The sequence below is a fragment of the Desulfonatronovibrio hydrogenovorans DSM 9292 genome, assembly GCF_000686525.1.
In the GTDB taxonomy this organism is placed as follows: Bacteria; Desulfobacterota; Desulfovibrionia; order Desulfovibrionales; family Desulfonatronovibrionaceae; genus Desulfonatronovibrio; species Desulfonatronovibrio hydrogenovorans.
The window spans coordinates 135,493-158,552 of record NZ_JMKT01000012.1 but is presented as its reverse complement, the minus strand read 5'-3'; the positions used below and the strand labels follow the sequence as shown (position 1 = coordinate 158,552).

The following is a 23,060-nucleotide window of genomic DNA, read 5'->3' as shown; positions in this document are numbered from 1 at the left end:
CAGGCAGCGGTTCCTGCCTGGAAACAGGAATCAGCCGACCCTTTTATCAGGGGCATTTTTTATTAACCCGTGAACCAGGATTGGAGAACCCGTATGAAAGTACCCCAGGGGCCATATTATTACCCCAACCCCAAGAACAAGAAAGAGCGGATGTATGTCCGGGAAAACGATGGATCCATCGAGTTCAGGCTCTGGCATCAGGATCATCCCCAGATCTGGGATAAGCACGGCTGGCTGGATATGGATATTGTTAAAAGGGCGGCTGGAATGTACGAAAAAAAGGGTCAGAACCCCTTGGAGCTCTATGACCAGGATATTGCCAGGGCTTTGTTGAAACAAAAATGAGCCACAGCCCGGCTGACTTACTGCCAGGTCAGATCCTGGAGTACATAAAGACCTTGTTTCTGCCCAGCTCCTTGGCCCGGTACATGGCCTTGTCCGCCGCACTGATCAGACCGCCCGGGTCCTGCCCGGGCATCAGCCTGGCCACCCCGATGCTTATGGTGAAATGGATGGCCTCACCCAGACTTCCGGACTTATCCCTGGGCACAAAATTGTATCGGGCTACGTCTTTTCTCAATTCCTCAGCCCTGACTCCGGCCAGCTCTTCATCACTGCCTTCAAAGATCACGCACAATTCCTCTCCACCGTAACGGCAGGGAATTCCACCTCCTGCATCAGAATGAATCCGGACCAGCTTGGCCAGGGCCTTGAGCACATCATCGCCAATGACATGTCCCCATACATCATTGATCTTTTTAAAATGGTCAACATCAATCATGAGCAGGGACAGGGGCTGTTCCTTGGCGTGGCACCTTTGAACAGCCGAGGTCAGATAATCGTCCAGGAACCCTCTGTTATGCAGATTCTTCAATAAATTGTCATACTGGGCCATTTTTTCCAGGGACCTGGCTCTGGCTTCCCAGTTCAGGGCCTCTTTTCTGGACTGGACCACAATCCTTTCTATGGTGTTTTTGATATAACCGGTTATCTGGGCGGGGTCCTTTTTCAATTCAATGGCCGAGATGGTCTTTTCCCCGAACTCATTCAGCTCTGAACTCTGCCGGGAGACCGAATCCTTAAACTCTCCGGCCAGGGACTGGATCTGAGTTATCAAATTGGTGGTAAAGTCCTTTTCCGTACTCAGTTCGTGCTTCATCTTCTCCAGATCGGCCCGGCTCCGGTCCACGAGGCTATCCTGGATCATCCTGATAATCCTGTCCAGGCTCTCCCCGGAAAAATCCTTTTTCTCCAGAGCCCTGATCACAGCCTGCTGCAGGCTGAATTTCTGATCTTCGCCCACCTGGTCCATCCTGGCCAGAAGATTCCGCACAAACAGAATCACTCCCAGCCATTCCGGGTGCTCCCCGATCCCCAGGCGCTTCAGGGTTTCATTCAACTGTTCATAGGTCAAAGGAGAGATGTTATTCTTCATCAGACCTGTTACCTTGGATTTGGCAGTTTCTGGCATTCAGGACAAAAGCATGTTGTCCTGCCCGCAACCTTGCGGGTTTCAATTCCGGTCTTGCATCTGGGGCATGAACATCCTTTTTTACCGTAAACAAGGAATTTTTCCTGAAACATCCCTGCATAGCCAAGGGCGTTTTTGTAATCCCGGAAAGAACTCCCTCCAGCATCTATGGCCTGGCAAAGAACCTCCTGCAGACAGCTGTGCAGCCGGGCCAGTTCCTGTCTGCCCAGGCTCCAGCCCGGGGTTTCCGGGTGGATCCCGGCCATGAACAGTGATTCATCAGCATAGATATTGCCGATTCCGGCAATATTCTTCTGATCCAGAAGAAGGGCCTTGATCCTGCCTTTTTTCTGCTGAAAGATCTCAATGAAGTCGGCTGTCGGCATCTCCAGGGGCTCCGGCCCGAGATCGGCAAAAAAACTCCAGTTCTTCAAACCTGGTTCATCAAAAAGGGCACAGTACCCGAACTTGCGCTGATCCTGAAAAAAAATCCTGAATCCGTCATTCAGGTCAAAGATGAGGTGGGTGTGCTTGTCCGGCTGGATCCCCTGCCCCGGGACCCAGACCTTACCGGTCATTTTCAGGTGGAAAACCAGATGAAAGTCAACTCCCAGATCCAGGATAAGCAGCTTGGCTCTTCTCCAGACCCTGGTGATGACATGGCCAGGGACCTTCCTGGCAAACCTGTCCGGATCATCCTTGACAATGGGGGTATAGCGCAGGTCAAGGCTGGCAATGGTCCGGTGGACCACCAGAGGAGCCAGGCCCCTGGCAATGGTTTCCACTTCAGGCAGTTCGGGCACGCCTGATCTCCTTTTCAAGTCACAAGGGTCCAAAGCGGACTGACTCGGATGGACATTCCCACCCGGCAGCCCTCTAAAATGAAATAAGAAAAATCTCGGTTTCCTGGTCCCTGAGTATCTCCAGCTCCAGCTCCCCATTGCTGCTTACCGCCTCCACAGCTGCAGCATGGAGGTCAGCCAGGGAAGTCACTGTCTGTGCTCCGGCCCTGACTATCCTGTCTCCGGACTGGATTCCGGCCTCATCAGCCAGGCTTTCCCTGATCACCGCCCTGACCATAACCATTTCATCCTCAACCCTGGCAACAATTCCCAGCCGCATCCGCTCCTGGACAGGAGGGCAGAAGTAATAAAACGGGTTGTCCTTGGTCATCCCCTCCAAGGACCTGGCCGGGACAAAGCTGGTAATTCTGGCTCCCGGGCTGAGCAGTTCCAGCCGGTGCTCAATCCCGTACCCGCGATTAACATGACCGGTCCCGGCCAGGATCAGCACAGGCCTGCCCAGCTCTTCTCTTATCCTGACGGCTTCCTCAGCCATCTTGGTGTCCCAGACCGACTGGGCCGTGACAAAACGCTGCAAAACAGCCTCATCAGCCTGAATCATGTCCTGGTGCAGGCTGAACTGTTTCTTGAGCATTTCCATCTGACCCTCTGGAGGCTCAATGATGCTGGAGGGCAGAAAACTTTTTTCGTCCAGGGACAGGGCATCCAGGCCTTCCCGGCTTATGGTCCTGGTGATGGATCCAGGCAGGTTTAGGGCAAAAACAGGAATGGAGTAGCGGAAGGTCTGGTCAAATATGGGCCTGTACAGCTCAAAATCATAGCCCCAGGTACCGGCCCAGTCCAGCTTCTCAGGAAGCTGGTCCACCCCGGTCCGGCGGGCATTGAACTCGTCCAGGACATGCTGACGTTCCACGCTGATCATTTCCAGGCCTACTGCAAATTCGTGACCTGCAGCAGCCAGGGTTTTGATCAGCCCGGACTGGGCCAGGTGGTCGCAGGCATTGTTGTGGGACTCCCCCACCAGGATAAAATCCTTGGCCCTGAGGACAGCTGCCAAATCTTCATCCTCAAGGATCTTTTTTTTATCCGTAAAAAATGAACCCGGCAAGGGTTCTTCCAAAGGAACCATTACCGGGTGTTTGGGTGCGCAGCCGGTTAAAACAAGGACAGTAAGAATCAGGAGCAGTCCCTTGATCATTCCCAGGTCCGCTTGTCTTCAATGGGCCTGATCTGGGGAGGCAGAGTGCCTGGAGCCAGGACCTTGAGTACAGGCCTGATTTTGATCTTCTCCCTGAAGGAGTGCAGAAGCTCTGACTCCCGCTTGAAGCTGGAGGCCTCAACATAAAGAATCATCTCATCAATGCCTCCGGGGTTGGTCACCTCTATCTGCCACCTCTTGACCTCCTCAAAACCGCTCATGACCTGCTCCACCTGGTGGGGATAGACAAACATGCCCTTGATCCTGGCTGTGGTGTCCACTCTGCCGACTATGTTTCCAAGCCTAGGAGAGGTCCGTCCGCAGGAGCAGGGGGAATAATCAATATAGGAAAGATCACCGGTGGCCAGCCTGATCAAAGGATAGGTCTTGTTAAAGGTGGTGACCACGATTTCACCAACTTCCCCCTCTTTGAGGGATATCCCGGTATCTGGATGGCAGATCTCCACAAAGGCCCTGTTGGCCACGTGCAGTCCGTTTTTATGGAAGCATTCGTATCCGATACAACCCACATCAGCCGTTCCATAACCCTGGCGCATGATCAAATCGAACTTCTTTTCCAGGGTGGAGCGCATTTTTTCGGAAAATTTCTCGCCGGTTACAAAGGCCACTTCCAGAAAAAGATCCTTGCGCAGATTCAGACCCTTTTCCTCACCCTTCTGGGCCAGATGCATCAGATAGCTGGGAGTGCCCACAAAACCGGTCACCCTGAGCTTCTGCATGATCTCCAGCTGGGTGTTGGTATTGCCCGGACCAGCCGGAACAACCGAACACCCTATGTTCCTGAGGGGTTCTTCAAACATCAGCCCGGCCGGAGTCAGGTGATAGTTAAAGGTGACCTGGACAATGTCCCCGGTCCTGTAGCCTGCTGCGTAAAAACCTTCGGTCCAGCCCCAGTAGTCATCGCTCTTGTCCTCTGGGTCAAATATGGGACCCGGAGACAAAAAGATGCGCCGCAGCTCGCCCAGGTCCTTGGTCAGTAGACCTCCCAGCCTGGGGCCCATGGACTGAAGAAAAATCAACTCTTTCTTTTTTAAGATGGGGATGTGTTTCAGATCATTCAGGGTCTTGAACTTGTCCACATTGAACTGGGCCCGGTCAAAACGTTTTTTCACGTCCTCGGAATATCTGTAGGCATATGTCAAAAGATCTTTAAGCTGTATCTGATAAAACTTCTGTCTTTCTGACTGGTCCAGAACTTCCTTGCGGGTCAGAATGCCCTCGGTGCGGTCCTTTCTGGTCATTATGTAAATCCTCCTTTCAGGATACTTTCACCATATATAAAAATTATATTTTTAAACAGCTTTCACATGAAAATCAAGCATAAATAAACACCTCCCCAGCCCTGACATGTATTGACTTTAGGCCCTGATACCAGATAACCACAGAAGCACCGGCCGAGCAGGCTGCTGTTTGATCAAATCCGTGGCCAGTGCGGAACCAGGACTGTCCGCATTAAACCTGCCTGAGTAAATGCCTTTTTCAAAACCTTAATCTGAAAAAAGGCTTTTTCAACCTGAAACAGTAAAGCCCCCTGGAAGACCAGCTCATGGAAACATTCTTCAGCCTTTTTTATCTGGCTGCCCTGATCCTGGGCCTCTGTCTGGGAAGCTTCTATAATGTCTGCATCCACCGTTACCTGACTGGAGAATCCATTGTCTGGCCCGGCTCCCATTGTCCCGGATGCAGGACCCCCCTGTCCTGGCGGGAAAACATCCCCCTTATCAGCTACATTATCCTAAGGGGCAAATGCAGATCATGTTCCAGCCCCATCAGCTTCAGATATCCCCTGGTGGAGGCCATCTCCGGAATCCTGGCCCTGCTTCTGGCCATCCGTTTCGGCCCTGGGCCGGACTTTTTCATTTTCCTGTTTTTTTTCGGCCTGCTGACCATTGCCTCATTCATTGACCTGGAGAGCTTCATCCTTCCGGACATCATCACCATCCCAGGTGCCCTGCTGGCTTTTGGAGCATCATTTATCCTGCCCATCCCCTGGCAGGACGCCCTGGCCGGGGGACTGCTGGGTGCCGGGCTTTTCCTTTTGATCCAGTGGTCCTACCGGGTCATCAAAAAACAGGAGGGACTGGGAACCGGCGATATCAAGCTCATGCTCATGCTGGGTGCCCTGACCGGCTGGCAGGGCCTGCCCATAGTGGTCTTTTCCTCGGCCGTCCTGGGACTTGGAGCCTCCCTGTTCTTCATGGGCAGGGCCAAAGACTCCAAAGCCCTGCAGACACCAATCCCTTTTGGACCATTTCTGGCAATGGGCGGAATCATCTATATCCTGTGGGGAGAGACCATCTGGATGTGGTATCTTGGTTAACAGCCCTGTTTCCCCGGCGGATTTAATGTTGCCTTTCCCGGGCTTTATATTTATCACTCACCAAAAAGAAACCCTGCAAAAAGCCAAAGGAAAGAGACATGTATCAAAACCCTGACAAATCACTGGTCCTGATGGAAAAAAGAAAAAAAGTCCTCCAGGGACAAAACATTCTCCCCCTGGAACTCATTGAACTGATCAGCACGGTTTTTCAGGAACAGCTCAGGACTTATGAGGGCCTGGAATCATCACTGAAACCGGGCACATCCCTGACCCCGGTCAGTCAGGTGGCTTCAGGAAAACCCCTTTTGGCCAGGGAATCTTTTGAATATGACTTTGAGGCTTCCAAAAGTCTGTTCAACTTTCTGCTGGATCACCTCATAAACTCTTCCAGCCACCTTAGTCAGGCTGCCAGGATCATCGCTGACCAGGTGTCATCCGATCCAGATCTCATTAAAACGGCTTTCCTGAACCACCTTAAAGGTGATGACCTTTTTTTCAGAACCTTTGGAGAAAAAACCCCCTCCGGACCCAGGGCCCTGAACTTTCTGGTCCAGACATCCATGACTCCGTCCATAGCCAGAACCGCCCGGGATGTCTCGCTGGCCCTCCCCAAAGACCAGACCTGGACCTCTGGCCACTGTCCGGTCTGCGGCAGCCTGCCCTTTATCTCGGTACTCAGGGGCAAACAGGGATCCCGGCACATGCACTGCAGTTTCTGTCACACTGACTACCGCTTCAAACGAATGATCTGCCCTTTCTGCCACGAAAACAAGAGCGAAAACTTTGAGTACTTCACAGTCAAAGAGCATCCCGGATTCAGGGTGGATGTCTGCAAAAGCTGCAAGATGTACATCAAGACCTGCGACTTCAGGGACATGGACCGGAAGGAACTGCCGGTCCTGGACGACCTTGAATCCCTTCCCCTGGACATCATGGCCCGGAACCAGGGCTATATGCGCCCGACCCTGTCAGCCTGGGGCTTTTAGCAGATTTTTTAAGACATGCCCCAAGATCAAGATAGAGACCGTAACCATCTCTGCGGAGTAGTCCTGGCCGGAGGCAGGAGCACCAGGCTGGGCCGGGACAAGGCCAGGGTCCTGGTCCAGGGCAGGACTCTTCTCCAGAAAATGCTGGACCTGGCCGGGGAATTCTGCTCCAGGACCTTTGTGGTGGGCCGGAATCCTGGACTACACGGCCTGAAAGCGGAATGGATGCTTGATAAAACCCCTGGCATCGGCCCCATGGGAGGTATCATCACTGCCCTTGAAAACCTTGACAAACCCTGTCTGGTCCTGGCCTGTGATCTGCCTTTGATGAAAAGGGACATCATTGCCAGACTGGTGCTGGAGAGGAGCTCAAGGGGGCCTGGCAAGTGCATGACAACATATCTTCAGAAAGAAACCGGATATATCGAATCCCTGGTGTCCATATATGAGCCCTCATGCCGGGACTTGCTCCTTGCCTCTTTAAAACAGGGGTGCTACAAGCTGAGTCAGGCAATCCCGCCGGAGCTGCGTCGGCACATCCCTTACGGAGCCGACCAAAGAGAGTTCTTTTTCAATGTCAACTATCCCCATGACCTTGAAAAACTGAACATAACAGACGATTAACCTGCTGATTGCCAGTGGACATGTCTAACCCGTTTTAAGGGCCCTGCTTTGAGGATTTCAGGCAATGAAACCTTTATTGATTCAGGTTCTGGCATGGTTGTTCATGCTCTTTGGAATGACTGGTGGTCCAGCTCAGGTCCAGGCAGGATCAGGGACCATATATTTTTATCAGGACGACAGGGGAACCTTTCATTTTACGGATCTGCCCACATCTGATATGTACCGTCCGTTTGAAACATTCAGGTCCAGAGAGATCCATTCTGAGAACCTGAGCCAGCTCATTCACCATTACGGAGAAAGGTATTCGGTTGACCCGGGACTCATTCTGGCTATGATTCAGGTTGAGTCCGGCTTTGACCCCAATGCCGTATCCCCGGTCGGAGCCCAGGGACTGATGCAGATCATGCCCCAGACCCAGAAGGAACTGGGGTTGACCGAACCCTTTGTGCCGGGTTCAAACATCGAGGCCGGAACCAGGTATTTCAGATACCTGCTGGACAGGTTTGACGACCTGCCCCTGGCCCTGGCCGCATACAATGCCGGTCCTTCCAGGGTGGAACGCTATCAGGGCGTGCCTCCTTTTCCCGAGACCCGGGAGTATGTTCGGAAGGTTCTGGAATTATTTGAAAACAATCAACAAATCCAATAAGACATGTTTAATCTGCCCAACAGTCTGACCTTTGCCCGCATTGCCAGCATCCCTCTTATCGTTGTGCTGCTCTATTTTCCGGGTAAGCTCACTTCAGCCCTGGCCATGCTCGTGTTTATTGCTGCCTCCCTGACCGACCTGGTGGACGGAATGGTGGCCAGAAAGTACAATATGGTCACCAATATGGGAAAGTTCCTTGATCCTCTGGCCGACAAACTGCTCATCACTTCGGTCATGATCATGCTGGTGGCCAATGGATGGCTCCAGGCCTGGATAGCCATAGTCATCATCGGCCGGGAAATTACGGTTACCGGCCTGCGGGCCATAGCCGCCGACCAGAATATCGTCATTGCTGCTGACAGTTACGGCAAGCTCAAGACCATTTTTCAGGTGGTGGCCCTGTGCCCTCTGATACTTCACTATCCATGGTGGGGGTTTGATCCCAACCTCATGGGGCAGATACTCATCCACATCGCCCTGGTCCTGGCTGTTTTTTCAGGAGTAAACTACTTGCGGAGATTTTACTCCCAGGCCAGAGAAAACTAAGCCGATCCCCAGCCAAAGAAACCAAGGAGGTTTGAGTGGCCCAAATCGACGCCTTTTTCAAAATGATGCACGAACTGGGTGCGTCGGACCTCCACCTTTCCACTGGATCACAGCCGATTATCAGGCTTCACGGCGACCTGCAGAGGATCAAGTTCAAGTCTCTGGAACACGAAGAACTGAAAAAAATGCTCTACGAGATCACCCCGGAAAGCAAGGTCAAGGTCTTTGAAGAATCCGGGGATGTGGATTTTTCCTATGAAGTTCCCAACCTGGCCAGGTACCGGGTAAATTTTTTCCTGCAAAGACGTGGTGTAGCCGCAGTTTTCAGGGAAATCCCCCAGAAAATCATGAGCATTGACGACCTGGGGCTTCCGTCCATAATGAAACGCCTGGCCATGCTCCCCAAAGGCCTGGTCCTGGTCACCGGACCCACTGGAAGCGGAAAATCCACCACCCTGGCCGCCATCATCGACTATGCCAACAGGACCCGCAAAGACCACATTCTGACCATTGAAGACCCTATAGAATTCGTGCACGAGCCTGTGCACTGCCTCATCAACCAGCGTGAAGTGGGCCGGGATACAGCAAGCTTTAAAGCCGCCCTGCGGGGAGCCCTGCGCGAAGATCCCGACATAATCCTAGTGGGTGAGCTAAGGGATCTGGAAACAATAGAGCTGGCCCTGGAGGCTGCTGAAACCGGACATCTGGTATTTGGCACTCTGCATACCATATCCGCATCCAAGACCATAGACAGGATCATCGAGGTTTTTCCCGGGGAGACCCAGGGTCAGATCAGATCCAGCCTGTCTGAATCCCTGCGGGCCATCATCGCCCAGACCCTGTTCAAACGGACGGACAAACCAGGCCGGGTAGCAGCCCTGGAAGTGCTCATAGCCACCCCGGCCGTGCGCAACCTGATCCGGGAGAACAAAAACTTCCAGATCAATTCAGTAATTGAAACCGGCAAGAAGTACGGTATGCAGCCTCTGGACGACGCCATTCTCCAGTTCCTCAAGCAGAGGATCATCGATCCTGAGGATGCTTATAACAAGGCGGTTAACAAGGCCAAATTCCGGGACTTCCTGTCCGAACCTCCCCAGGATTTCACCGAGGTTTAGGAGTTTTGATGATGTTGCGCTCTCAACTGGATGACCTGATCAGACAGATAATCGCGGCCAAACCGGATCTGTCCGATATAATCCTGACTGTGGGCAAGCCCATCCAGGCCGAAGTCCACGGGACCCTGGTGGATGTACAGACCGATCCGGCCCTGGGATCTCTTCTGCCCTTCCAGGTGGAGGCTGCGGCCATGTCCATGATGGGATCAAACATGAGGCTTTACCGGGACCAGGTCCTGACCGGATCCTGCGACCTGTCCTTTGAGCTGCCCGGTCAGGCCAGATTCCGGGTGAACATATTCGGCCAAAAAGGCTCTCTGGCCATTGTCATGCGCAAGCTATCCATGGAAGTACCCACCCTGGACCAGTTAAAGCTGCCTGAGGTTTTTCATGAAATGGCCAGGGAAAAATACGGGCTCATTCTGGTCACCGGAGGAACGGGCACAGGAAAATCCACCTCCCTGGCCGCCCTTATCAATGAAATAAACGAACTTGAATCCAAACACATCGTCACCCTTGAAGATCCAGTTGAATTCAGGCACAGCCACAAGAAATCCGTCATCAACCAGAGGGAGATGGGGATTGATTTCAACACCTTCGCCTCCGGGCTCAGGGCTGCCCTGCGCCAGGCCCCCAAGGTCATCCTGGTAGGCGAAATCCGGGACAGGGAAACCATCACCATTGCTCTGGAAGCCGCTGAAACCGGCCACCTGGTCCTGGGCACCCTGCATACCAGCGATGCCGGCCAGACTGTAAACAGGATCATTGGCATGTTTGAACTGAGCGAAGAGAGGCTGATCCGGGCCAGACTCTCGGAAAGCCTGAAATACGTTGTTTCCCAGAGGCTGATGCCCAGGATCGGCCAGGGCATGGTGGCTGCCTTTGAAATCATGCGCAACAACCTCCGGATCAAGGACCTGATCATCAATGGAGAAACCGGGGACAAAACTTTTTACAACATCATATCTCAGGGCCAGGCCTTCCAAATGACCACATTTGACCAGAGCCTGCTAAAGCTTTATCAGGATGAAGTCATCACCGAAGAAATGGCCATGCTCAACGCCTCTGACAAATCCAGTCTCAAGCAGATGGTTGACCGGATAAAAACCCTGCGCGGGGAAAAGGTCACCGATATCAGCGGGCTTGAACTGGATGCTGACTACGGACGTAAGGTCTGAGCCCGGGTCAGACCGATCTTGGTGCCACAGAAAAGGTTAGCCATGAAACATGACCACGACCAGCCCGTAAGCCCTGAGGTTGAACCGGATTATTACCCGCCGGGTTCAAAGGTCTCTTTTTTATGCCTGGAGGACCAGGTCCTTTTCCAGTCCTTCCAGGACCTGTTTGAGCAGGCCGGCTACCTGGTCACAGGCAGCAGCAATGTCCAGGTGGCTGTTCAGAGACTCAGGCTCAATCGGTACCAGGTAGTGGTCATTGAAGATCAGGCCCGGTTCAGACCGGTCTTTCAGGAGACAGGCCGATGGTCCGGCCGGGACAGGAGGGATGTCAATCTCATAGCCCTGGGAGACCGGTCTGCCAGCCTGCATCAGCAAATGGCCTTTGTCCTGGGCGTGAATTACTATCTGAACAAAAAAGACATGCCCAGAATGCAGGACTTGATCAAACAGGTCATTGCGGGGTATGATGAATATTATCAGCCATGGAAACTGGCCAGGGAGGCCACAAATGGAAACTGAATCCAACATCCTCCAGGCAAGACTCAAAAACTGCCTGTTGACCATTGTCGAGCTGGAACCTCTTTTGAGCAAGCTGACCATTCACTCAGAGCTTCTCAGCGAATTCAAACACCTCAAAGAAATAATTTCCAAGGTATCCCAGCTTGAATTGTCCACTGACGAAGTTGACCGGATTGAGAACGCAACAACCCTGTTTCTCAAAGAACTGGAGCTCCCCCTGTCCTCTCTCCGGGGCAAAGATGACCGGAGCCTCCAGTAGTCCGGACTGTTAAGCAGCCGGACCAGGATCTTAAATCATGCTCAGATTTGCCATTGTTCTTCTGCTCCTGCTCAACGCCTTCATGGTCCATAGTCTGTTCTGGACTGACAGCGGACTGTTTCACCTTCAGGAAATAAGAGCTGTCCATGAAGAACTGGAAAGGGAAAATCAGAAGCTGGTGGAAGAGAACAAAAGACTGAGCCGGGAGATCATGGCCCTTAGAAATGATGAGGAATATATCCTGGAAGCGATCCGCAGGGAAATGCGCTATGTTAAAGAAAACGAAGTGATCTACTTTTTTTCCCAGGACCAGACCCCCTGATCCGGGTGGACCGTGGGCAAAGCATACCGGAGCTGAACATGAGTGAAGACAAGATAGCCTTTTACCGGCAGGTACTGGAACTGGAGCCCGGGTCAAAACTTTTTTTCCCCCTGGCCCGCCTGTACCATGACAATAATGACCTGGAAAATGCCCGGAGAGTTCTGGAGAGCGGCCTGGAAAGACATCCGGAACATTTTGAAGCCAGGCTGCTGCTGGCCACCATCCTGAAAAGAAAGGGCAAGGAAGAGCAGGCCTGGGATATCTGCAGGGATATTTTTGACCTGCTTAAGGAAAACAAGGACTTCTGGCAGTGTGTGTCCAGGTCCCTGTCCCGGAATGGACAAAAGGATCTGGCCCTGGCTGCGGATTTTTTTGTCTTTGCAGGTTCCGGCAAGCCCCTTGCCTGGGTTGATGTTCTGCAATCCGGGATGGACCAGCTTCAATCCGGACCGGCCCGCGACCAGGATGAATCGCGGTCAGCAACTGATGAACTCCCGATAAAAACCCTGGATAATGACCCGGGCCCCCAAAACCAGTCAGATCCATCAGAGTCCCGGGAATTTCAGGCCGGGGCTGAACAGCCCTGGGACAGCCCTCACCAGGGTCCAGGATCAGTTCAGACAGAACAGGGAAAAAAGGTCCAAGCCCCGGGCAGGGATCAGGCAGACAAGGGATCAGACCTGGTCCTGGAAGAATCTGCTCCAGAGGATCAAGGCCCGGAGGAATTCGAAGAACCTGAAGAACTCAATGATTTTGACATTGACGGTGAGGCCAGGACCAGATCCATGGCCGATATTCTGTTCAGCCAGGAAGAATATGCCAAGGCCCTGGAAATCTATGAGGAGCTGTGGAGAAAATCACTGCCTGGTGCGGAAAGAAAAGAACTTGAGGAAGTCATGGCCAAGACCAGGTCCGCCCTGGAAGAAAAAAGCCCGGATGAACCTGAAACCATCTCTGACTCGAACACCCAGCAGGATCAGGATAATATCGACCGTAAACAAGATTCCATCAGTTTCCTGAACACGCTGGCTGACAGGCTGGAAGCCAGATCCGGCTGAAGATAGAGTCAACCGCAGCAAGTGTCCAGAAACCAACAACGTCTTGGGCCCGCTGTTCAGCAGGGGGCCGGATCCTGGCGAATTCAGAAATATCCCTGATCCTCAGGCTGTGTCCTCCAGCTTGTTCCGTGTTTCATCCATTTCCTGGATGAGTTCCTGAATCTTCTCGTCAAGCTTGGCTTTCTCCCGTTCCAGACCTGCAATCTGGTGCTTAAGCTTGGTCCTGGTCATGGAGACCTTGTGTTCCTTGGCCGCAATGTCCCCGCAAAGCTTCACATACACGTATCCGAGAACCCAGAAAGACAAAATGATCAGCAGGGCTGCCCACAAAAGAAGATTCATCTCTGTCCTCCGGATTCCTGCCTGGCTTTTTTTAGTTGCTCACAGCTGACAAGCCCCAGCAGAACCAGGGCGTCCTCAAGAGTCAGTCCGGGATTATCGCTCCTTTCAACATAATTACGAGCCTTGGCCACTTTTTCCCGGGTCAGTACCCCTTTTTCTTCCAGAAGCTGGACAGGGTTTTTAAAGTCTGTCTGTTTGGATGAAGAGCTTTCTTTTTTCCTGGACTCACTTCTGGCCACGGTTTTTTTCAGCTCAGCCAGTTCGCCCCTGAGCCTGGCTTCGCCTGCCCGGGCTTCCTTGACCTGGACCATAAGTTCCTTATACTTTTCTTCGGTGTCTGCCAGTTTCTGATCCAGCTCCTTATCCCTGCGGGCCTTCCACTCCTTAAGACGGGTATATGCCAGGGCGTTTCCCACGGATATGAGCAGAAAGATCAGCAGGTACCCCAGCAGACTCATAGAATCCATGCAAAAATCCTTTCCGGTCCTTTTTCCGGGTGTTTTTGGAGGCATCCCTGTCCAGGAAAAACAAGGCCAGGACTCCGGTTCCAGCATCCAGATTCAACCCCCATAAATCCAGCAGGTCGAACAAGGCAAGTCCGGAAAAGTCATGAGTCCACAAGGACTGCTGTCTGCTCCGGGCTGATGTGCAGGAAGATGAACTTTAACATTGCTTCCTTGGACACATTTATTTATAGAAAAAAAGAAATAATATCAAACACTGAGACATGCCCTCTGTAAAAAACTATTGTTTTGCCAGACCCGGCAAGGTCGCAGAATCATCCCGCACATCAGCTTCAGACCGGACCATGGAGGAAAAATGCCCTTGAACAATCTTGTTTTTCTTATTCTCATCACCATACTTATCACTGGATGTCAGAACATCACCGCCTTTAAGGACAGGGTGGTGGACGGCAGGAACACTGAATATGAAATCAGGATGGACAGATCAGACATCAATTCTCTGGAACGCAGTCTGGCCGCCAATATCTATCCCATGGACACCAGACTGAGCAGGATTCTGCGCTCACTGTCCGTCCGGGACTCATACCCTCCAGTGGAGTGGTCCCAGAGGATCATGACTGAATTTCCCTGGCTCAACGGGATTACCGTCATGGATAAAGACGGGCAGATTCTGTCCATGTACCCTGAAACCGGAATCAAACAACTCAGTTATGAACCAATCTTTCCCCAGGCCACATCCCTGGGCCAGGGCAGAGTCATGCTGGCCATTGAACACTCGCCCCTGGGCAGTGAAATCCTGCTGGTCAGCTCGGTTTATGAAGATTTCAATCTTACCGGCATGATAGTGGTTAATTTTGATCCCAGGACATTCATTTCCCACAGTACAGATCCTGATGAAATCATCCTGATCAGTGATCAGGAAGTGGTCTGGACAGGAAAGTATCAGGATGTGACCCCGTATCTGGAAGAAATAGACTGGGACCAAATGGTTTCCAGGAGGGTCAGTGGCAAGGTCAAGCTTGGCCCGGACAGCTTTTTCTGGTTTGCCCGGGCAGTGGGTGAAGACTGGCTGATTTATCTTACCCAAGACAGATAAGGAGGTTTCAATGCCCCAGGTTACAGTCACGGAACAACTGCTGATCCATCAAAAGGCCAGCCCCATGGCTACAGGCCGCTTTACCAGGCTGTTGAACGAACTTATCCTGGCGGCCAAAATAATCTCCAGAGAGGTGAACAAGGCCGGGCTGGTCAATGTTCTGGGCTTCACCGGCGAAACCAATATCCAGGGGGAAAAGGTCAAAAAACTGGACGAATTCGCCAACAGCGTCCTGATCCACAGACTCCAGAGGTCCGGACTGCTCTGCGCCATGTCTTCAGAAGAAAATGCCGACCTCATTGAAATTCCGGACAACCTCAAACAAGGGGACTATATCCTTATTTTTGATCCCCTGGACGGATCATCCAACATTGATGTCAACGTCAGTATCGGGACCATCTTTTCCATTCTGCGCCGAACCGGAGAAAACGGCCCGGTCACTCTGGACGAAGTACTCCAGAAAGGCTCGGAGCAGGTGGCTGCGGGATACTTTTTGTACGGAACATCCACCATGATGGTCTACTCGACAGGTGACGGGGTCCACGGATTCACCCTTGATCCCAGCGTGGGTGAATTCCTGCTGTCCCATCCGGACATAAAAATTCCGGAACAGGGCAAAATATATTCAGTTAATGAAGGTTACTGGGACTACTGGGACAAGCCCACCAGGGAGATTGTATCCTATTTCAAGTCCCCGGCCAATCAGAGAAAAAAACCCTATTCCATGCGCTATATCGGATCCCTGGTTTCTGATTTTCACCGCAATCTTTTTTACGGTGGTATATTTCTCTATCCCAGAGACACCAGAGATCCCAGGCTTGCTTCCGGCAAGTTGAGGCTTTTATGCGAGGCCAATCCTCTGGCCTTTATTGTGGAGCAGGCCGGAGGTCTGGCCATAGACGGGAAAAACCGGATCCTGGACATCGAGCCCCATGAGCTGCACCAGAGGGTACCCCTGTTTATCGGCTCCAAAAATGATGTCCAGAAGGTCAGGGAAATTTACGGTGGCGACTGATGCTTTGTCTTGGAATTGAAACATCCTGCGATGAAACTTCCCTGGCCCTGGTCCGGGACAACATCCTTGTGGATCAGGTCACCTTTTCCCAGGTGGATATCCATTCAGTTTTCGGCGGAGTTGTGCCGGAAATGGCTTCCAGAGAACATCTGAACAGAGTGGGCGTGCTTTATAATGAGCTTCTGGACCGGACCAGGACCGACCCTCAAGAGATCCAGGCCATTGCCGTAACCAGGGGGCCTGGACTGCTGGGGTGCCTTCTGGTGGGACTGGGTTTTGCCAAAGGTCTCTGTCTGGCCCTGGACATCCCCCTGGTGGGAGTGAATCATCTTCATGCCCACCTCATGGCCCCGGGCCTGGAAGGGAAGATAAAGTTTCCAGCCCTGGGCCTTCTGGTGTCCGGAGGACATACCAGTATCTACCTCATCAATTCTCCCCTGGATTTCCAGCTGTTGGGCAAAACACTGGACGATGCAGCTGGTGAGGCCTTTGACAAGGCAGCCAAGACCCTGAATATCCCCTATCCCGGAGGAGCCCATATTGACCGGTTCGCCGGATTTGCCGAGCCTGATCAGAAGATGTTTCCCCGCCCCTATCTGGACAATACCAACCTGGACTTCAGCTTCAGCGGCATCAAGACAGCCGTGGTCTACCATGTACGGGACAATCCCCGCCTGGTGCTGGCCGACCCGGAAATGGTGGACCAGGACTTTATCCCGCCTCCTGAACTGGCCACGGTCTGTGCATCCTTTAACTGGGCAGTGGCCGGGGCTCTAAAGGTCAAGCTGGCCAGGGCCCTGGCCAGGTACAAGGTCCAGAGCGTTGTTCTGGCCGGGGGGGTGGCGGCCAATACCATGATCAGAAAGACCCTGACTGACCTGGTCCGGGAACAGGGCCTTGAAATGGTCATGCCCAGCCTGTCCCTCTGCACTGACAATGCAGCCATGGTGGCCTGGCATGGAAGTTTACTGATCAGAAACGGATATTTTCATCCCCTGGACCTTGAGGCCATCCCCAGGGGCAGGAAGATTCCCATGGACTACCACCGGGTGAACTGAAAAGCCTGCTTTGCCCGGGCCGATCCATGCCAGCTGTCCATTGTCCGGGTCAAAACCCGGGCCTGTGAAAAATAATTGGATTCATAATACAATAAAAAAAGAGGTTCACATGCGAAGCCACAAAATGACCAAGGGACTGGAAAAATCTCCCCACCGATCTCTTATGCACGCTCTGGGCTTGACCCGCGAAGAAATTAACAGGCCCCTGATCGGGGTGGTCAATTCAGCCAATGAAATTGTGCCCGGGCACATAAATCTTGATAAGATATCAGCTGCAGTCAAGGCCGGAGTAAGAATGGCCGGTGGAACACCTCTGGAGTTTTCAACCATTGGAGTCTGTGACGGTCTGGCCATGAATCACCAGGGGATGCGCTTCAGCCTGCCCAGCCGGGAACTCATTGCTGACTCCATTGAAATCATGGCTACAGCTCACCCCTTTGACGGCCTGGTATTAATACCCAACTGCGACAAGGTAGTCCCGGGAATGCTCATGGCCATGCTCAGGATCAACGTGCCGGCCCTGGTCATCAGCGGCGGGCCCATGCTTGCCGGTGAATTCAGAGGGGAAAAGGTGGACCTGATATCGGTTTTCGAAGCCGTGGGAAAGGTCAGAAGCGGACAGATGGACCCTGAAGACCTGGCTGAGCTGGAAGAAAACGCCTGTCCGGGATGCGGATCATGTTCAGGCATGTTCACTGCAAATTCCATGAACTGCCTTTCTGAAGCCATTGGCCTGGCTCTGCCTGGAAACGGAACCATCCCGGCTGTAACCAGTGCCAGGATCCGTCTGGCCAAAACTGCAGGTATGCGGGTCATGGATCTGGTAAAAAAAGACATCAAACCCAGGGACATCATTAATCCCAAAAGTGTTGCCAATGCTGTGGCCGTGGATATGGCCCTGGGCTGTTCCACCAATACTGTCCTCCATCTTCCGGCCATTTTTGCCGAGGCTGGTCTGGACCTGAACCTGGACATATTCGACGTCATGAGCAAGAAAACCCCGAACCTGTGCAGACTCTCTCCTGCCGGGACCCACCACCTCCAGGACCTGCACAGGGCCGGCGGCATTCCAGCCATAGTGTCCGAACTGGCCAAAGAAGAAATCTTTGACCTAAACGCTGTAACAGTCACTGGCCGGTCCTGGGGTGAAAACCTGGAGCAGCTCAAGGCCGGGGTCAAAGACTATCAGGTCATCAGGCCTATTAATGACCCTTACAGCAGGGAGGGTGGCATAGCCATCCTCAAGGGCAACCTTGCTCCCCAGGGTGCTGTGGTCAAACAATCGGCCGTGGCCCCGGAAATGATGGTCCGGTCCGGTCCGGCCAGGGTGTTTGAAAACGAGGAAGACGCTGTGCAGGCCATCCTGTCCGGTCAGATCAACAAGGGAGACGTAATTGTCATCCGCAATGAAGGCCCAAAAGGGGGACCTGGCATGAGGGAGATGCTCACTCCCACCTCGGCCATTGCCGGCATGGGCCTGGACAGGCATGTTGCTCTCATCACTGACGGCCGGTTCAGCGGAGGGACCAGGGGCGCGGCCATCGGGCATGTTTCCCCTGAGGCTGCTGAAGGAGGAATGATCGCCCTGGTCAGGGAGGGTGATGAGATCAATATCGACATCTTTAAGGGCGACCTGAACCTTAATGTTCCTGACGATGAAATAGAAAAGAGAAAAAAAGAGTTCAAGCCCCGTGATCAGAAGATCGACTCACCCTTTTTGCGGCGGTACAGCCGGCAGGCCGGATCTGCCGCCAACGGGGCAGCCTACAGATCATAGCCATGTTTCACTGGGAAAAACACGCTCAGGAGTACGATGCCTGGTTTTCCACCCATCCAGGAAAATTCGCCCTGGAACAGGAAAAAAGACTTGTTCAGCATCTGGTTTCATCCTGGCCCAGGCGCAAGCAGAGTCTTCTGGACATAGGCTGCGGTACCGGAGCCTTTCTGGAGCTGTTCTGGGAGTCAGGTTTTGATGTCTATGGTATTGATGCCTCCCCTGGAATGCTGGCCAGGGCCAGGGAGAAGATGGGCAACCGGGCGGACCTCCACCTGGGTAAGGCCCAGCACCTGCCTTTTGATGACAATGAGTTTGATTTTTCCGCCATCATCACCTTGCTGGAGTTTTGTCATGAACCGGAAAAGGTCATCAGAGAAGCGGCCAGGGTGACCAAAAAGGGCATCCTGCTCTGCTTTCTCAACAAAAAATCCCTGTATTGTCTGGGCAAAAAAATGACCACCCGCAACAATACAGGGTTTTTTAAACAGGCCAGGCTGTTTTCAGTCAAGGAAGTAAAAAAACTGCTCTTTGATGTGCTGGGACCCAGGGTGATATCCGCAAGATCGGTCCTTCCCGGGCCTGAGTCCACCTGGACCTGCCCCTGGCCTCTGAAGATGGTCAACAGGCTCTTCCTCCCTGCCGGGATAGGGGCTTTTTCCGGCATGCGCGTGGACCTGATTGAAAGGACCCCTTTGAAGACCCCACTGATGGCCGTGAAGAAAGAGGCCGGAGCCAGTTAAAACTGGTGAGGACTCGACTCTGCGGCCCTATCCCCTCCAGACACCCCTGGAAGTACTGCTGAAACGCAAGATCATATCAGCCTGACCATGACCTGGTCGCCCTGGGACAGTCCTTCGCAGTTTTCAGGTATCCTGATCAACCCGTCAGCCCCAAGCATGGTCTTCAGAAGACCTGACTTGCCGGTTACAGGGACTGCTATCACCCCCTGCTCTCTGCTTTCCAGCTTGACCCGGACATAATCAGCCCGTCCGTATTTAGAGGCCAGATTCCTGGACAGGGCTGCCCGGATCATGAATTTTTCATCCCAAGTAAATGGATCCGGATCTCCCTGAAGATGCCTGAGAAAAGGAAGCACCAGGACCAGCATGACCACCTGGGCAGAGGTGACCTGGCCGGGCAATCCCCAGATACATTTGCTGTTCAACCGGCCGAATATGGTGGGTTTTCCCGGACTCAGGGCCAGGCCGTGGGCCAGGATCTCAATTCCGTCCAAGTCGGACATGGCCTTGATGGTGAAGTCCCTGTTGCCGACCGAACTTCCTCCGGAAACAAGGACAATATCATTATCCTCCATGGCCCTGGCCAGAACTTTAGCCAGGGAGTCCCTGGCATCAGGCACTATGCCGTATGTCCGGGCCGGACAACCAGCCTCCCTGACCATCTGGACCAGGGCATGGGTGTTTACATCCCTTATCCGGCCAGGGCCAGGATCCTGGTTTATCTCCACCAGCTCATCGCCAGTGGAAATTATTCCCACCTCAGGTCTTTTATAAACCTGAACCCTTCCAATCCCCAAAGCAGCCAGCAGCCCGGTCCTTGGCCCGGTTATGACCTGCCCCTGTCTGAGGATCAGTTCCCCTTTACCAACGTCCTCCCCCTTGAGCATGACATTTTCCCAGGGTGCCACAGGTCTCCTGATTTCAACTGTACCCTGGCCCATTTCATGGACATGCTCCACCATGACTACGCTGTCAGCCCCTGGGGGAAGGGTCCCGCCAGTGACGATCCCAACACATTGCCCGGACTCCAGCTCGATTTCAGGGACATCCTCAATGGCCAGGTCAACAATTTTTTCCAGGTAGACCGGATTGGACTCGCCAGCCCCGAAGGTGTCCCTGGCCAGAACAGCGTATCCGTCCATGGCCGATCTGTGGCTTCCGGGCAGATCTTCAGGTGAATAAACATCCTCAGCCGCCAGCCTTGATCCGGCCAGTTCAAGATCCACCCTTTGGGACTCAAGAAGAGGAGTCTGGCGGATGATGGAAAAAAATTCACCCAGCTTTAAGGCATCAAAAAAATCCTGCATACTGATCACCCGGTCCCAGCTTCATTACATCCCTGTCCTGAAATGGTATTCCAGAGTTGATCCAGGGCTTCCATGGGCCTGGGATGCTGAAATATATTTCTGCCAATACTAATTCCTGCAGCTCCGCAGTCCATGGCAGACCTGATCATGGCCAGAAATCCCTGGAAGTCATCCTGTTTTGGACCTCCAGCCACTACTACCGGAACAGGGCAGGACTTCAGGGCCCTGGAAAAGATCTTCTGCTCAGGACTGAAGGGAACCTTGACCAGGTCTGCCCCTACCTCGGCTCCCAGGCGCAGACAATGGGCTATGAGATGCGGATCAAGCTCATTGATTATCTGACCGCCCCTGGCATAAATCATGGCCATAACCGGCAATCCAAGCTGGTGGGCCTCATCCACTACCATACCCAGATCTGAAAGCATCCGGTCCTCAAGATCATTGCCTATATTGATATGCACTGACACAGCATCCGCTCCCAGACGCAGGGCCTCCTGGATGGAACAGACCAGGGTCTTGCCGTAGGAAGGAAGACCGTGTTTGGTTCCGGCTGACAGATGGACCACCAGGTTCTGGTCCGGCCTCAACAGTCCGCCAAGCTCCAAGGCCATGCCCTTGTGCAGAACAACACCCCGGACCCTGGTCTCTGCAAGCTGTCTTATCAGCCCGGGCATATCGTCAAGTCCAGCAACCAGGCCGTCACTGACCCCGTGATCCATGGGCAGAATCATGGTCCTGTTGCACTGGTGGTCAAAAAAACGGCCCAGCCTGCGTTTAAATCCCATCATATCATACCTGCCTGTTGGTTATAATGATTTGCCCACTGCCTTGTGTCCGGCTGACAGGCCAGGTCATCTGTCCGACCACAGCAGCCGGCGTCCTTTAATCTTCAGCCATCCAAGCCCCAGCCCGTTCCAGTAAAATCCCTGAAGGCCACCCTGAACAGAGCCGGACACAGCCTGGCTCTGCCCGTTGATCAGCCTTCTTACCAGACCGGGGTCAGAAGTACAGAAACCGGTTTTTATCCCATCTGAGGGGAGAAATATCCTCATTCTGGGAGACAGGGCATAACCCTTGCCCTTTTTCCTGCCCACGTGGGTGCCCTGCACCTTCAAGCCGGCCTTGATAAAAGACCAGGCCCGGTCCGGGACAAAATAGACATTGCCTGAAAAATCGTAAAAATTTCCAGAGCCAGGGTGCCGCATATCCAGATCAAAAGCAACCGGCTGCCGGGACAGGGCCTGCTGGGGGACCTGGTCTGAACAGGATCCGGAACTTCTGTCCGAAGTAAGAAGGGCCATAAAAAAATCCTGTCCCCCGGTCCGGCTTCCCCTGACCCTGATCATGCCCGGACCGGTCCTCTGGACCTCCAGTCCCAGGGCTGAACCTGAAAACGGGACCTCCTGGTCCACCGCCTTCAGGGGCAGGTCATCCAGCGCCAGGAGAACCTGTTCTTCATTTTCCTGCTCATTGGTGGTGCAGGTTGAGTAGACCAGTCTTCCGCCCGGAGCCAGAAGCCGGGAGGCAGACGTTATAAGGGACTTCTGAAGAGCCTTTAATGCCCCCAGCCTGTCCTGGGTCCAGATGTCCAGCACCCTTGGATTCTTCAGAACCGTGCCCCACCCGCTGCACGGGGCATCCAGAAGAATATAGTCAAAACTTGCTTTGCTGCAAGGAAAGTCCTGACCCTGATAGCCTGAAGTAATCACATTCACCAGGTTGAGCCGCCTGAGATTGGACCGTAAAGTGGCCAGCCTGGACGGATTGGGTTCATTGGCCACAATCAGGCCTCCAGGGCCGACAAGGTTTGCCAGCTGGCTGGTTTTGCTCCCGGGGCTGGCACAGAGATCCAGCACAGTGGAACCAGCATCCGGAGCCAGGAGCATCACCGGCAGCATGGATGAAATATCCTGGATATAAATATATCCGAAATAGTTGGCCAGGCTGTTGCCCATGGAAAAAGGGCTGGTCTTGAGAGTCTTTATGTCCTGGCGCCCTGGAATCCCTTGAAACTCGAACCCTTCCTCCTGAACCAGGGACAGGACCAGTTCCTGGTCCTGCTGGGAACAGTTCAGCCTGAAAAAACGGGTTACACTGCTTGGAATGGTTTGTTCCATCATCTTTATAAGGTCCCGGTGTAATTTCCGGTTATCGCTGGAAGTCGGGCCGCCTGCAGTTCCAGACATCTT

General features: G+C 53.2%; 26 protein-coding genes. 17 read left to right on the top strand and 9 right to left on the bottom strand.

From position 1 onward, the window contains the following. Window positions 1-93: 93 nt before the first annotated feature. Entirely contained in the window at window positions 94-345 is a 252-nt protein-coding gene (locus tag P771_RS0111480; RefSeq protein WP_028575253.1) for a hypothetical protein, read from the top strand. Window positions 346-373: 28 nt separating this feature from the next. On the opposite strand, the gene P771_RS0111475 is transcribed toward P771_RS0111480, so the two are convergent. The 4 genes from P771_RS0111475 to P771_RS0111460 form a co-directional block, all read right to left on the bottom strand. After that, window positions 374-1,435, bottom strand: coding sequence for a GGDEF domain-containing protein (locus P771_RS0111475; protein ID WP_161635968.1), 1,062 nt, complete (start codon window positions 1,433-1,435; stop codon window positions 374-376). Window positions 1,436-1,443: 8 nt separating this feature from the next. Then, window positions 1,444-2,274, bottom strand: coding sequence for a bifunctional DNA-formamidopyrimidine glycosylase/DNA-(apurinic or apyrimidinic site) lyase (mutM, locus tag P771_RS0111470; RefSeq protein WP_028575251.1), 831 nt, complete (start codon window positions 2,272-2,274; stop codon window positions 1,444-1,446). A 73-nt stretch (window positions 2,275-2,347) separates the two neighbouring features. After that, entirely contained in the window at window positions 2,348-3,472 is a 1,125-nt protein-coding gene (locus tag P771_RS17390; RefSeq protein ID WP_051617292.1) for a ChaN family lipoprotein, read from the bottom strand. Continuing rightward, window positions 3,469-4,734, bottom strand: coding sequence for a phenylacetate--CoA ligase family protein (locus P771_RS0111460; RefSeq protein WP_028575250.1), 1,266 nt, complete (start codon window positions 4,732-4,734; stop codon window positions 3,469-3,471). Before P771_RS0111460 ends, P771_RS17390 begins: the two co-directional genes overlap by 4 nt. A gap of 305 nt (window positions 4,735-5,039) precedes the next feature. Between P771_RS0111460 and P771_RS0111455 the strand changes: the two genes are divergently transcribed. The 11 genes from P771_RS0111455 to P771_RS0111405 all read left to right on the top strand — a co-directional run bounded on the left by P771_RS0111455 (window position 5,040) and on the right by P771_RS0111405 (window position 13,072). Beyond that, window positions 5,040-5,813 carry a prepilin peptidase gene (locus P771_RS0111455; RefSeq protein ID WP_028575249.1) on the top strand — a complete coding sequence of 258 codons (774 nt, stop codon included), beginning with the start codon at window positions 5,040-5,042 and terminating at the stop codon, window positions 5,811-5,813. 98 nt (window positions 5,814-5,911) lie between these two features. Beyond that, entirely contained in the window at window positions 5,912-6,799 is an 888-nt protein-coding gene (locus P771_RS0111450) for a formate dehydrogenase accessory protein FdhE (RefSeq protein WP_028575248.1), read from the top strand. Window positions 6,800-6,814: 15 nt separating this feature from the next. Then, window positions 6,815-7,423, top strand: coding sequence for a molybdenum cofactor guanylyltransferase (locus P771_RS17385; protein ID WP_035244395.1), 609 nt, complete (start codon window positions 6,815-6,817; stop codon window positions 7,421-7,423). A 64-nt stretch (window positions 7,424-7,487) separates the two neighbouring features. Continuing rightward, window positions 7,488-8,072 (top strand): lytic transglycosylase domain-containing protein, encoded by a 585-nt coding sequence (locus P771_RS0111440; protein WP_028575247.1) that lies wholly within the window; start codon window positions 7,488-7,490, stop codon window positions 8,070-8,072. A 3-nt stretch (window positions 8,073-8,075) separates the two neighbouring features. After that, window positions 8,076-8,618 (top strand): CDP-diacylglycerol--glycerol-3-phosphate 3-phosphatidyltransferase, encoded by a 543-nt coding sequence (gene pgsA, locus P771_RS0111435; protein WP_028575246.1) that lies wholly within the window; start codon window positions 8,076-8,078, stop codon window positions 8,616-8,618. Between the two features lie 35 nt (window positions 8,619-8,653). Next, window positions 8,654-9,736, top strand: coding sequence for a type IV pilus twitching motility protein PilT (locus tag P771_RS0111430; RefSeq protein WP_028575245.1), 1,083 nt, complete (start codon window positions 8,654-8,656; stop codon window positions 9,734-9,736). 8 nt (window positions 9,737-9,744) lie between these two features. Continuing rightward, window positions 9,745-10,914 carry a type IV pilus twitching motility protein PilT gene (locus P771_RS0111425; protein WP_244147324.1) on the top strand — a complete coding sequence of 390 codons (1,170 nt, stop codon included), beginning with the start codon at window positions 9,745-9,747 and terminating at the stop codon, window positions 10,912-10,914. A gap of 42 nt (window positions 10,915-10,956) precedes the next feature. Beyond that, window positions 10,957-11,433, top strand: coding sequence for a hypothetical protein (locus P771_RS0111420; protein WP_028575243.1), 477 nt, complete (start codon window positions 10,957-10,959; stop codon window positions 11,431-11,433). Continuing rightward, complete coding sequence (locus tag P771_RS0111415; RefSeq protein ID WP_028575242.1) at window positions 11,423-11,692, top strand: hypothetical protein; 270 nt, start codon at window positions 11,423-11,425, stop codon at window positions 11,690-11,692. Before P771_RS0111420 ends, P771_RS0111415 begins: the two co-directional genes overlap by 11 nt. Before the next feature lie 37 nt (window positions 11,693-11,729). Beyond that, window positions 11,730-12,014, top strand: coding sequence for an FtsB family cell division protein (locus P771_RS0111410; RefSeq protein ID WP_028575241.1), 285 nt, complete (start codon window positions 11,730-11,732; stop codon window positions 12,012-12,014). A 38-nt stretch (window positions 12,015-12,052) separates the two neighbouring features. Next, entirely contained in the window at window positions 12,053-13,072 is a 1,020-nt protein-coding gene (locus tag P771_RS0111405; RefSeq protein ID WP_028575240.1) for a tetratricopeptide repeat protein, read from the top strand. 102 nt (window positions 13,073-13,174) lie between these two features. Here the strand turns inward: P771_RS0111405 and P771_RS0111400 are convergent, their stop codons facing one another. Both P771_RS0111400 and P771_RS0111395 read right to left on the bottom strand, forming a co-directional pair. Then, complete coding sequence (locus P771_RS0111400; protein WP_028575239.1) at window positions 13,175-13,414, bottom strand: hypothetical protein; 240 nt, start codon at window positions 13,412-13,414, stop codon at window positions 13,175-13,177. Beyond that, window positions 13,411-13,881 (bottom strand): hypothetical protein, encoded by a 471-nt coding sequence (locus tag P771_RS0111395; protein ID WP_028575238.1) that lies wholly within the window; start codon window positions 13,879-13,881, stop codon window positions 13,411-13,413. The genes P771_RS0111400 and P771_RS0111395 overlap by 4 nt, the downstream gene beginning before the upstream one ends. 352 nt (window positions 13,882-14,233) lie before the next feature. On the opposite strand from P771_RS0111395, the gene P771_RS0111385 reads away from it, so the two are divergent. The 5 genes from P771_RS0111385 to P771_RS0111365 all read left to right on the top strand — a co-directional run bounded on the left by P771_RS0111385 (window position 14,234) and on the right by P771_RS0111365 (window position 19,564). Beyond that, window positions 14,234-14,974 carry a hypothetical protein gene (locus P771_RS0111385; RefSeq protein WP_028575237.1) on the top strand — a complete coding sequence of 247 codons (741 nt, stop codon included), beginning with the start codon at window positions 14,234-14,236 and terminating at the stop codon, window positions 14,972-14,974. Between the two features lie 10 nt (window positions 14,975-14,984). After that, complete coding sequence (gene fbp, locus P771_RS0111380; RefSeq protein ID WP_028575236.1) at window positions 14,985-15,989, top strand: class 1 fructose-bisphosphatase; 1,005 nt, start codon at window positions 14,985-14,987, stop codon at window positions 15,987-15,989. Continuing rightward, window positions 15,989-17,047, top strand: coding sequence for a tRNA (adenosine(37)-N6)-threonylcarbamoyltransferase complex transferase subunit TsaD (gene tsaD, locus P771_RS0111375; protein ID WP_028575235.1), 1,059 nt, complete (start codon window positions 15,989-15,991; stop codon window positions 17,045-17,047). Before fbp ends, tsaD begins: the two co-directional genes overlap by 1 nt. A gap of 109 nt (window positions 17,048-17,156) precedes the next feature. Next, on the top strand, window positions 17,157-18,824 hold the full coding sequence (ilvD, locus tag P771_RS0111370) for a dihydroxy-acid dehydratase (RefSeq protein ID WP_028575234.1): 1,668 nt from the start codon (window positions 17,157-17,159) through the stop codon (window positions 18,822-18,824). A 2-nt stretch (window positions 18,825-18,826) separates the two neighbouring features. After that, window positions 18,827-19,564, top strand: a complete 738-nt coding sequence (locus tag P771_RS0111365; protein WP_028575233.1) for a class I SAM-dependent methyltransferase — start codon at window positions 18,827-18,829, stop codon at window positions 19,562-19,564. Between the two features lie 71 nt (window positions 19,565-19,635). Here P771_RS0111365 and P771_RS0111360 read toward each other — a convergent pair whose 3' ends face one another. From P771_RS0111360 to P771_RS0111350, 3 genes are all read right to left on the bottom strand, one after another. Beyond that, window positions 19,636-20,871: a molybdopterin molybdotransferase MoeA gene (locus tag P771_RS0111360; RefSeq protein WP_028575232.1), complete on the bottom strand. Its 1,236-nt coding sequence runs from the start codon at window positions 20,869-20,871 to the stop codon at window positions 19,636-19,638. A gap of 5 nt (window positions 20,872-20,876) precedes the next feature. Further along, a complete protein-coding gene (locus P771_RS0111355; protein WP_028575231.1) occupies window positions 20,877-21,659 on the bottom strand; it encodes a class I fructose-bisphosphate aldolase in 783 nt (260 codons plus the stop codon). Between the two features lie 63 nt (window positions 21,660-21,722). Beyond that, window positions 21,723-22,991, bottom strand: a complete 1,269-nt coding sequence (locus tag P771_RS0111350; protein WP_028575230.1) for an RsmB/NOP family class I SAM-dependent RNA methyltransferase — start codon at window positions 22,989-22,991, stop codon at window positions 21,723-21,725. Window positions 22,992-23,060: the final 69 nt, after the last annotated feature.